The organism is Actinokineospora sp., assembly GCF_050699995.1.
Lineage (GTDB): Bacteria > Actinomycetota > Actinomycetes > Mycobacteriales > Pseudonocardiaceae > Actinokineospora.
The window spans coordinates 1-1,440 of record NZ_JBOHGC010000290.1; the positions used below are offsets into that span (position 1 = coordinate 1).

General features: G+C 65.3%; 2 protein-coding genes. Both read left to right on the plus strand.

Annotated elements, in window-relative coordinates; all coding sequences use genetic code 11:
* Nucleotides 1-279 precede the first annotated feature (279 nt).
* A complete protein-coding gene (locus ACRDSQ_RS14355; protein ID WP_431421568.1) occupies nucleotides 280-711 on the plus strand; it encodes a type IV toxin-antitoxin system AbiEi family antitoxin domain-containing protein in 432 nt (143 codons plus the stop codon).
* 247 nt (nucleotides 712-958) lie between these two features.
* On the plus strand, nucleotides 959-1,440 hold a 482-nt coding region (locus tag ACRDSQ_RS14360), incomplete at its 3' end, for a nucleotidyl transferase AbiEii/AbiGii toxin family protein (RefSeq protein WP_431421570.1).

The window sequence follows — 1,440 nt, forward strand, 5'->3', positions numbered from 1 at the left end:
GGCCTGCTGTGTCGCATGGTGTCGGCTGGTGCCGGGCGGTTCCCGTCTTCTCGGGCTCGCCTCGGGCTCGCGTGTGCCGGATTCTGTTGGGCCGTCGAGCCGTCGGGAAGGGCTGTTCTGGTGAGCGTGGCGGTGGTACTGGAGCGGTCCGGGCTGACGCCGTCGGAGACGTGTTCAGTTGGTGGAACGTGCTCGCGGCGGGATCGGCCAGGCGGGTTGGCCCGTGCGCAGTGGATAGAAGTGTTGCCACCACCCTCCATGGTGGGTACATTCTTATCCATGCCTGTCGAGGTGACTGATTTGCCGCCGACTTTCACCACGGCCACCGCTCGCGCTGTCGGACTGCACCCGCGCGAGTTGTATCGGATGCGAGACGCGGGGGAGTTGGTCGAACTGTCCCGTGGTGTGTTCCGGCAGGCGGAAGCGCCTGCGCCAACCCTGCCCGATCTGCTCGCGGTCGCACACCGCGTTCCGACGGGAATCGTGTGCTGCGTCTCCGCGCTGGCCGTCTACGACCTGACCGACGAGATTCCCTCACAGCCGTGCAGATCGCTATTCCACGCCGGCAACGCCCCCCGAGAATCGACCACCCACCCACCGAGGTGTTTCGCTTCGCCGTCGCGACCTTCGAACTTGGGCTCACCAGCGTGGAAGCAGCCCCCGGAGAGAACGTCAGGGTATACAGCGCTGAACGAGCGGTGGTGGATCTGATGCGGCTGCGCCACCGGCTGGGAGAACCACTTGCCCTCGGCGCCTTGCGACGTTACATGCGACGTCGGAATGCTCGACCCGGCGAGTTGCTCTCCCTCGCGGGCGCGTTGGACGTCCTCGGGCCAGTGCGTATGGCCGTGGACGTGGTGAGCGCCGAATGAGCCGACCGACGAGGCAGACTCCGGGCGGTCGGGCCTACCTCGATCTGCAGAACCGGGCTCGCCGCGAGAAGCGCACCACCCAGGAATTGCTCACCCTCTACGTTCTGGAGCGTTGGCTCGCCCGACTGGCCGCCTCTCCGCACGCGAACACGTTCGTCCTTAAGGGAGGACTACTTCTCGCGGTCTTCGACGCGCGCCGCTCGACCGCCGATGCCGACCTGCTCGCCCGACATCTCGCCAATGACCAGGACACCATCACAAACAGGGTCAAGGACATCGCTCAGGTCGTCCTCGCAGAGGACGACGGGGTGGAATATCTCGCCGAGACGACCATCGCCGACACGATCCGCGAAGACACCGACCACACCGGTGTGCGTGTCGCCATGAACTGCAGCGTGTCCACCGCAGCGGTCAAACTCAGGCTCGACATCAACGTCGGTGATCCGGTGACGCCCGCACCACAACTGATCGAACTGCCATCTCAACGACCCGACATTCCAGCCGTGTCACTCCTCGGCTATCCACTTGAGACGGTGCTCGCCGAGAAGGCAAGCACAGCGATCGCTCT

Bases quoted from the DNA above. Each gene is read 5' to 3' on its own strand.
- ACRDSQ_RS14355 (WP_431421568.1), top strand. From the start codon at position 280: ATGCCTGTCGAGGTGACTGATTTGCCGCCGACTTTCACCACGGCCACC.